This is a genomic window from Bradyrhizobium sp. PRIMUS42 (genome assembly GCF_023006515.1).
GTDB lineage: Bacteria > Pseudomonadota > Alphaproteobacteria > Rhizobiales > Xanthobacteraceae > Bradyrhizobium.
Genome location: NZ_JALBGZ010000212.1, coordinates 1 through 9039, shown reverse-complemented (window position 1 = coordinate 9039; position 9039 = coordinate 1). Strand labels below are relative to the sequence as shown.

The 9039-nt window shown below is 63.3% G+C and carries 7 protein-coding genes and 1 pseudogene; 5 read left to right on the top strand and 3 right to left on the bottom strand.

Annotated elements, in window-relative coordinates:
* The 3 genes and pseudogenes from MOV75_RS17540 to MOV75_RS17530 all read left to right on the top strand — a co-directional run.
* Nucleotides 1-153 (top strand): annotated as a pseudogene (locus tag MOV75_RS17540) (peptide ABC transporter ATP-binding protein); the annotation flags it as partial.
* 56 nt (nucleotides 154-209) lie between these two features.
* Nucleotides 210-1706 (top strand): ABC transporter substrate-binding protein, encoded by a 1497-nt coding sequence (locus MOV75_RS17535; RefSeq protein ID WP_246931957.1) that lies wholly within the window; start codon nucleotides 210-212, stop codon nucleotides 1704-1706.
* 242 nt (nucleotides 1707-1948) lie between these two features.
* The gene (locus MOV75_RS17530) at nucleotides 1949-3571 is read left to right on the top strand and encodes an amidase family protein (protein WP_247006270.1); all 1623 of its coding nucleotides are present in this window, start codon (nucleotides 1949-1951) and stop codon (nucleotides 3569-3571) included.
* 158 nt (nucleotides 3572-3729) lie between these two features.
* Here the strand turns inward: MOV75_RS17530 and MOV75_RS17525 are convergent, their stop codons facing one another.
* The gene (locus MOV75_RS17525) at nucleotides 3730-4167 is read right to left on the bottom strand and encodes a hypothetical protein (protein WP_246929919.1); all 438 of its coding nucleotides are present in this window, start codon (nucleotides 4165-4167) and stop codon (nucleotides 3730-3732) included.
* 151 nt (nucleotides 4168-4318) lie between these two features.
* Entirely contained in the window at nucleotides 4319-5920 is a 1602-nt protein-coding gene (locus MOV75_RS17520) for a hypothetical protein (protein ID WP_246929918.1), read from the bottom strand.
* A gap of 434 nt (nucleotides 5921-6354) precedes the next feature.
* Between MOV75_RS17520 and MOV75_RS17515 the strand changes: the two genes are divergently transcribed.
* Nucleotides 6355-7326 (top strand): ABC transporter substrate-binding protein, encoded by a 972-nt coding sequence (locus MOV75_RS17515; protein WP_246929917.1) that lies wholly within the window; start codon nucleotides 6355-6357, stop codon nucleotides 7324-7326.
* Between the two features lie 208 nt (nucleotides 7327-7534).
* Nucleotides 7535-8509, top strand: coding sequence for a magnesium transporter CorA family protein (locus tag MOV75_RS17510; RefSeq protein ID WP_246929916.1), 975 nt, complete (start codon nucleotides 7535-7537; stop codon nucleotides 8507-8509).
* 41 nt (nucleotides 8510-8550) lie between these two features.
* Here MOV75_RS17510 and MOV75_RS17505 read toward each other — a convergent pair.
* The coding region (locus tag MOV75_RS17505) for an alpha/beta hydrolase (protein WP_247006268.1) at nucleotides 8551-9039 on the bottom strand (489 nt) is incomplete at its 5' end.

The following is a 9039-nucleotide window of genomic DNA, read 5'->3' as shown; positions in this document are numbered from 1 at the left end:
ACCGGATGCCCCTATGTCGCGCGCTGTCCGCTCGCCGACCAGCATTGCCGCGAGGTTCCGCCTGAGTTACGCAAGGTGGGCGAGGGGCACCTTGCCGCCTGCCACAGGGCCGAGGCCGTGATGGCGTTGCCGCGGGCGGCCATGGAAGGTTAGTGTCCGGCGCAGGATTGGCGTAGGCTCACGAAGACAGCAGGCCGGGGAGTTACGAGATGTTCAGGAAACTATCGATCGTCGCCTTTGCCGCCGCGCTCATCGCGGCGCCTTTGCCCGTGCTGGCGCAGAGCAAGAAGGACAGCGTCGTCATGGCGATGGCGCTGGAGCCGCCGGGGCTCGATCCGACCAACGCCGCCGCTGCCGCGATCGCCGAGGTCACGCTCTACAACATCTACGAGACCCTGACCAAGATCAACGAGGACGGCTCCGTCTCGCCGCTGCTGGCCGAGAGCTGGACCGCATCGCCCGACCTGAAGACCTATACGTTCAAGCTGCGCAAGGGCGTCAAATTCCACAATGGCGAGCCGTTCGATTCCGCCGCGGTGAAGTTCTCGTTCGAGCGCAACGCCGCGCCGACCAGCACCAACAAGGACAAGAGCCTGTACCAGGCGTTCGAGAAGGTCGAGGCGCCGGACGCCGATACGATCGTGATCACCCTGAAATATGGCGAGCCGAACCTGCCGTTCCTGCTGGGACAGGCGGGCGGCTCGATTGTCGAGCCGAAGAGCGCTGCGACCAATATCACGCAGCCGGTCGGCACCGGGCCCTACCAGCTCGGGGCCTGGGCCAAGGGCTCATCGATCACGCTGACCAAGTGGGCCGACTACCGCAACGCCGCCGCGGTCAAACTGTCCAAGGTGACGATCCGCTTCATCTCGGAGCCGGCGGCGCAAACCGCCGCGCTGCTCTCGGGCGACATCGATGCGTTCCCGCGGGTCGCCGCACAGCGCGCCATGGCGCAGTTCAAGGCTGATCCGCGCTTCGCGGTGCTGGTCGGGGGCTCCAGGGCAAAGACCATCGTCGCGATCAACCACCGCAAGAAGCCGCTCGACGACGTCCGCGTCCGTCGCGCCATCCTCGCCGCGATCGACCGCAAGGCGATGATCGACGGCGCCGTCGACGGTTTCGGCACGCCGATTGGCAGCTTCTACGTGCCGGGCGCGCTCGGCTATGTCGACACTACCGGCATCAACCCCTACGACCCCGAGAAGGCCAAGAAGCTGCTCGCAGAGGCCGGCGTCACCACACCGCTCGAATTGTCGCTGAAGCTGCCGCCTCCGTCCTACGCTCGGCAGGGTGGCGAGATCGCCGCAGCCCAGCTCGCCAAGGTCGGCATCGTCGCCAAGATCGAGAACGTCGAATGGGCGCAATGGCTGTCGCAGGTGTTCGCCGGCAATGGTCCGCATAATTTCGACCTCACCATCGTCAGCCACGTCGAGCCGTTCGATCTCGTCAAGATCACCGAGGCAGACTATTATCTCGGCTACAACAACGAGGCATTCAACGCGCTCTACAAGCAGATCGTGTCGACGCCGGACGAGGCCGCCCGCGCCAAGCTGCTCGGCGACGCCCAGCGCATGCTCGCGACCGACGCCGTCTCCGCTTACCTGTACCAGCCACAGCTGATCACCATCACAGCCAAGAAGCTGAAGGGCGTCTGGAAGGACGTGCCGCAATACGAGAACGATTTCTCGACGTGGTATTGGGAGTAGGGCGGGGCCGACACGTTGCTCTCTTTCCTTCTCCCAAGGGGAGAAGGAAAGGCATCCCAAACCAAAATCTGAAAAACAACCCCATGCACAGTAGCCGGGCATAGTCATTTCAATGGCTTGCGCGTTGCTCGCTGCGATGGTTGGGGCGATGCGCCGGGACGTTGACCCGTCGGGCAAAACACTGGCAATATGACATCATCGCGGCCTCATGGTTCGGGACGCGCCGTCAGGCGAGGCACGCCATGAAGAAGCCAACTGGCCTCGCTGCGGCCGGCATCGCGGTGCCGATCCCCCTCAAGCTCGACGACGCAACGATGAGCGAGATCGCTCAAGCCCTCGCCGACGGCCGGGTTAATGCGACGGCGCTGACCAAAGCTTACCTTGTGCGTATCGAGGCCTATGATCGCGGCGGGCCTGCGCTCAACGCCGTGCGCGCGCTCAACCCCGACGCGCTTGGGATCGCGGGCACGCTCGACGGCACAAAACCATCGGCCAGGCAGCCGCTGGCCGGGATCCCGATCCTGGTGAAGGACAACATCGCAACGGGCGACAAGCAGCCGACGACCGCGGGCTCGCTGGCGCTGGAGGGCGCGCATGCAAGGGACGACGCCACAATCGTCAAGCTGCTGCGCGATGCCGGCGCGGTGATCCTGGGCAAGGCGAACCTGACCGAGTTCTCCAACATGCTCGCGGTCGACATGCCCGCGGGCTATTCGTCGCTCGGGGGCCAGGTGAAGAACCCGTATGCGCCGACGCTGATGGACGATCGCGGCATCCCGGTCGTGCCGCCGGGCGGATCGAGCGCGGGTTCGGCGGTTGCCGTGGCGGCCGGCTTGTGCGCGGCCTCTGTTGGTACCGAGACCTCGGGCTCGCTGCTGTACCCCGCCAGCCAGAACGGCCTCGTCACCGTCAAGCCGACGGTCGGACTCGTCAGCCGCGCCGGCATCGTGCCGATCGCGCACAGCCAGGACACCGCAGGGCCGATGACGCGTACCGTGCGTGACGCCGCGATGCTGCTGAACGTGCTGGCCGCCAAGGACGTGCTCGATCCCGTGACGGAGCGGCAAAGGCGGCCGGCCGATTACACGGCCGGCCTCACGCGGGATGCGATGAAGGGTGCGCGCATCGGCGTGCCGAGCGACCCGGCGGACCCGCTGAACGATCCCTACTACGACAAGCTGCCGCCGAGGTCGGCCAAGGTGATTGCTGACGCGATCACGGTGCTGGAAGATCTCGGAGCGGTCATCGTCCGCGCCAGCATGCCGACACCTGGCTGGATCGGCGGGCCGGGTACGACCATGGCCGTGCTGAACCGCAATCCGCTGAGCCACCACAAGGGCACTGTCGCGAGGCCGCCGGTGGTCTTCCTCTACGAGCTGAAACGCGATCTCGACCTCTACCTCAGGGATTGGGCGACTAACACCGAGATCAGGAGCATTGCCGACATCGTGGCCTTCAATGCTGCGCATGCGGAGACGGCGCTACGCTTTGGCCAGGATCACTTCCTCGCCGCCAGCATGACCAGAGGCGATCTGAGCGAGCGCGAATATAAATCGGCACGTGCCATGGATCTGCTCTCCGCCAAGACGCGCGGCATGGACGCCTACATGAATCAGCACAAGCTCGACGCGGTGCTATTCCCCGGCAGTGCAGGCTGCGGGATCGCCGCCAAGGCGGGCTATCCGAGCGTCATGGTGCCGGCCGGCTTCATCTCGGGAGCAGACGACAAGGACACGCCCGACTACCCGCTCGGCATCACCTTCGCAGGCCGTGCCTGGAGCGAGCACAAGCTGCTGCGTCTGGCCTACGCCTATGAGCAGGCCTCCAACATGCGCAAACCGCCGCCGGGGTTGGCAGACGTTTAGGTCGTACCCCTTGGGGTGCGCCCACTCCCAGGCAGGAGCCACTATGATATCGATAACTCGGCAGGCAAACCGGGACAACTCTCATCAGTGACGCGATCCTTAACGAGGAGTCAGAGGTCCTTTTGGTCTGCGAACGACGGAAGCCGAATTGCTCTGAGTCATAACCCAAGCGCGATTTCGGCCCAATTCAACATGCGATCGCTATTGAGGAAGGCCAGCACCGCCGGCTCCAGTGAGGCGGGCGCGCCCGGTCCAACCAAAACCGTCGCGGCCACCATGTCGCAGCGCTGATTGAAGGCGAGTGAGAGCGCGGCGCTGCGATTTCCCTCGACGCGATAGGCCCGGCTGCGGCCGCGCATCCGACCGACTACGATTTCTCGGCCGGCACCGATCGGAGTTGCCTTGCCAATCAGCGCCAGGTCGCCCATTTGCTCGAGGTCGCCGTCATCGGCGACGCCGGTGGCGCAATTGCAAAAGCCGAGCTTGGCGCGAACGTACAGCTGGACCTCGCCGCCGCAATCGTGGGCCTTGCAGCGGAACGCCTTTCCCTTCCCCCAGGGATCTGCGCTGAAAGGCCAGTCGGTTTCCGTCCACACCGGGCGGACCTCGCTGGATGCCGCTGTTGCGCGTGCCGGTTCGTCAGATCGCAATATCCAGACCGCAGCGGCTGCGCAGAGTAGTGCGGTGGCTGAGCTGATCGCAACGAATTTGCTTGCCAGGCGCATGGCAGATGCCGCTGAACTTTTGCTAATTTTGAGCCATGAACTTCCGTGCGGCCGCGAGGTCCTCCCGCGAGGAGTCGCCATTGCGCGCCATGTCGACGACTTTCGCGTAGTATTGGCGTGCCTTCACGATGTCACCCGCCTTCTCGGCGGCGTGAGCGGCGCCGATCGTCGCGCCAAAGCGGTTCGGTTCCTTGCGCATCGTGGCCTCGAACGCGGCCAATGCCTCTGTCGCCATGCCGCGCTCGAGCAGCATGGTCCCGTAAAGCTCGCGCGCCGGGGCAAGCGGTCCCGGCGTCACGATGGATTTTTCGGTCTTGTCTTCGGCATCGGCGGCAAGGCGCATCGCTTCCAACGCGTCCGCCTGTTTTCCCTGGGCATTGAGCTGCCAGGCTGTGGCGACCTGCCGCTGAATGTCGACGATCTCGCCCCAATAGGCATCCTTGTCCTGCTGCAACTTCTCCCGAAGCTCCGCCAGCTTGGCGATATCCGCCGTTGCGGCGTCCGCATTGGCGGAGCGCGCGGCGCCAAGGGCGCGGGCGAAATAGGTGATCGCATCGACGTAGGCAAACCGGCTCGGCTCGACCTTCAACGCGGCCGCGCCCTGCCAATCGCCTCGCTCGACCATATAACGCGCCTGGCTGGCCGCTATCGCGTAGGGACCGGCGCGGACGGCCGGCGCATACCCCGTGGTCGCGACCATGTCTGCGATGACGTCGCGGGCTCGGCTGTCCTGCGCAAGCTGGAGCAGGGCATAGACCATATAGTCGTCGGCATGCAGCTGCTCGCTGGGGTCCTTGCCCTCCTTGGCAGCCTTGGCGGAACGGCTATTGGCGTCGATGGATTCGTTCCAGTAGCCGACGCGCGTAAAGATGTGCGACGGCATATGCAAAGCGTGCGGCGCCGCCGGCGCGATCTCGGAATAGCGCTTAGCAGCGTCGAGACCTTGTTCTGCGATCGCCGGATAGTCGTAAAGGTGGATCAAGTAATGCGCGACGCCCGGGTGCCGCGGCTGTCGCTTGAAGATCGGCTCCAGGATGGCAGCGCCCTTGAGTTGGTTGGCATAGGTCTTGTCGTTTGGTGACGCCGTGACATTCAGCGTGATGGCATAGGCGATCTGTGCCTCGTCATCATCGGGATAGCGCGTGGCGACGGCTTCGGTTGCCTTGAGATATGCCTGCGCGCGTTGGCCAAACGTCGTCTTCTCGTCGCCCGAGTAGAAGGCCAGCAGCGCGTCGACATAGTCGCGCTCGCGTTCGCTCTTGGCGCCGAGTGCCTTCGCCTTCTGCAGCGCAGCGAGGCCCTCAGTGAGGTTTTCCTTCGGCGCAGGAAAATGCGGATTGTACAGCAGGCTGAGGGCAATCCCCCAATGGGCGATGGCGCATTCCGGATCGGCCTGCAACGTCTCCTCGAAAATCTCTTTCGCGGGTCGATACCAGAACGAGTGCTGATAGCGCATCCCGCGGTCGAAGCGCCGCTGCGCCACCTCGTTGCAGGAGGTCTGGAAGTGAACCTTGCCAAACTGCTCGTCGGTCCCGTCCTCGGCGTGTGCGGCAGGCGTGGCGGAGATCGAGCACAGAGTGGCGAGGGTGAGAAGAGAGACGGTTCTCAAGACGAGCGCGCGCATCGGCCCTCCGTTTCTGTTCAGAAAAAGTTGCTCAGATGGCGCCGATACGGCCAGGGCGCCTAAGTTCGCAGTGCTGAAATTGGCGGTGGCAATTGCGTTGTTGGAAGGATTTGCCCATTCGCGATGCGAGTCAATAGGAGCGGGCAAAATTGCATTAGGGAAGCACGCCTGTCAGGCTCCAACCTCCCGTGCGCGAAATCGTGGTGCGGATAGCGAGGCGTAGGCCGCCAAAGACATGCACAGCAAGTCTGAGGATGTCTGCTCATGGTGGAGGACCGAAAGCTCCCGGGTAAAGGGTACACTGACGTGAACGCCCCATTGCGGTATGCGACATCGCGCCGCTTCGCGACGGTGAATTGCACTTCACTGAGTGCGACGAACGTCATGGACTGATACTCTGCGCCCCATCGTCCTCAAGCAGCCATGAGGAACGAATGAAGCGGCGGGAGTTCATAGCGGTTACTGCGGCAGTGCTCGTTTCGCCCCACAGTTTGTGGGCGCAGAGGAAGCCTCGGCACATTGGCTTTCTTGCGATCGGTGATGGGAGCGGGCAGGCCCTTAATCAAGCCGAGCGTGTATTCCTCGATGGGCTGCGACACCACGGCTGGCTAGGTGGAAATCTGATTGTCGAATTGCGCTTTTCTCATCCCCCCGATCAACTGCCAGCTTCAGTCGCCGACCTGATCGGCCTCAATCCCGATGTGCTAATCGCTGCGGGACCTCAAGCGGCGCTAGCCCTGAAATCGGCAACTGCCACCATTCCGATTGTGTTCGTCGCTGTGGCTGACCCCGTCCGCCTCGGCCTCGTTCAAAGTCTATCGCGACCGGGGGGCAACATAACGGGTATTACGACCAACGTACCTGAAGATTTTTTCGGAAAACGTATCGAAATCCTTCGCGAACTTATTCCTGGCGCCTCGAGAATCGCGATCTTGGTCAATCCAAAGAACCCAATGCTTTACTTAGTGGAAGAGACACGCAGCAAGGCGCGGAAGCTCGGCATAGTGCTGCTGACAGTTGAAGCGGCCACGGCCGAGGAACTTGACGTAGCCTTTGCTTCGGCTTCTGCCCAAAATGCCGATGCGATAATTGATTTCGGGGATCCGCTCACCTATGTCGAAGCGCCGCGAATAATCGCACTCGCGGCGAAGTATCGTCTGCCGGCAAACTACTTGTTTCGAGTCTACGCCAATGGCGGATTGTCGGTCTACGGCGCGGATACAGCCGATCTATTCCGCCGTGCAAGCAGTTTTGTCGATAGGATACTCAGAGGCACCAAGCCTGCCGATCTGCCGGTGGAGCAGCCGACCAAGTTCGAGTTGGTGATTAACATAAGGATTGCCAAGGCACTCGGCCTCACCGTGCCGTCCTCGATACTCGTCCGCGCCGACGAAGTGATCGAATGAGGCCCAGTTTGCTGCAATGCATGAGTCTCTTGTCGGGTCCTAAGCGGACATTCGCTGATCCCTTTTGGTCGGAATGCGGACTCCGCCCGAAACGCAAGGCATACCGCACCCCAGGGATATTGAACGTTTGGAACCCTGATGCGTTAGCCCGCCAGATGACGGCCGGATGCATCAGCCGGCATGACGATGCGGCCACGGAGTTCGGTTCTTGCTCAAGCTTTACAGGTGGCCGTCCGACGACTGGCGGAGTATCGGCGCGGAAATGCCCTCGGAGATCATCTGGGCTGACCTCCTGAACGCCACCGATGAGGAAAAGGAGTTCGTCGAACGACTGCTCGGCATCCGCATCCTCTCGCAAGAGTCTCTTAGCGAGATCGAGGCGTCGAGCCGCCTCATTCTCGACCACGGCACGCTCTATCTCAGCTCGCCGGCGGTCCGGCTCGACGAGGACAACGAGGCGGAGATCACGCCGGTGGGATTCGTCATCGGCCCGCATGTGCTGGTCACAGTGCGCTTTGCGGAGCTGCCGACCTTCGACGACATCGGCAAGCGCATCGGCTCCGACGACAGCCTGGAGAACGGCATGTGCGTGTTCACCAGCCTGCTCGAAGCCATGATCGACCGTGGCGCCGACGTCCTGGAGCATCTCGGCGCGAAGGTCGACAAGCTCTCCCGCGGCGTCTTCAGGGGCGGGCTCGTCCGCACCCAGCGGCCGGTGCGCTCCAGCCGCCGGATGCGCGAGGCGCTGGAGAACATCGGCGAACTGGCCGATCGCCTCGCCAAGGCGCGCGATGTCCTGCTCGGCGTTGGCCGCATTGCGTCGTTCGCGGGCGATGTCGGCAGTGAATGGATCACGGCCGCGTCGAAGAAGCGCCTGGAGGCCGTGTCGAAGGACGTGGTTTCGCTCAGCGATTACGAGACGCGACTGTCCGACAAGATCCAGTTGCTGCTTGATGCCGTGCTCGGCTTCATCAACATCCAGCAGAACGAGCTGTTCAAGATTTTGACGATCGTGTCCGTCGTTGGCGTGCCGCCGACCATCCTGGTCGGCATCTGGGGCATGAACTTCAAGCACATGCCCGAGCTGGACTGGAGCTTCGGCTATCCGCTGGCCTGGCTCGCGATCATCGCCAGCGGCGTGTTGCCCCTGATCTGGTTCAAGCGGCGCGGCTGGTTCGATTGAAGCTGCGGCGCACCGTTCGGAAACGATGCGCCGCCGCTCGATCATGCTGCCTTGGCGTGGACGTTGCCAATCCATTCGCGGGCCAGCGTTACGTCAGCTTGCGACAATTGGTGGCCTGCCGGCAGCACCTTGTGGTCGACACGCGCTCCGGCATCCGACAACAGCGTCGCCAGCTTCGCCGAATTGCTCGCCGTCACGATCGGGTCGGCTTGGCCGGACAGCAGCAGCACCGGCTTGCCCGCAAGCTCGGCTTTCGGCGGAGCCGACAGCGGCACCATGGCGCGCAGCAGGATCGCGCCTGCAAGCACATCCGGCTTCAGCAATAGCAACGCGGCTGCGATGTTGGCGCCGTTGGAGAAGCCAACCGCAACCGGTGCGGCGATGCCGTATTGCTCTCGTGCATCCGCGATGAAGTCGCCGAGCTCGCGCGCACGCTGTCGCACGTCCTCCTCGTCGAACACGCCTTCGGCGAGACGGCGGAAGAAGCGCGGCATGCCGTGCTCGAGCACGCGGCCGCGCGGCGAGAGCAG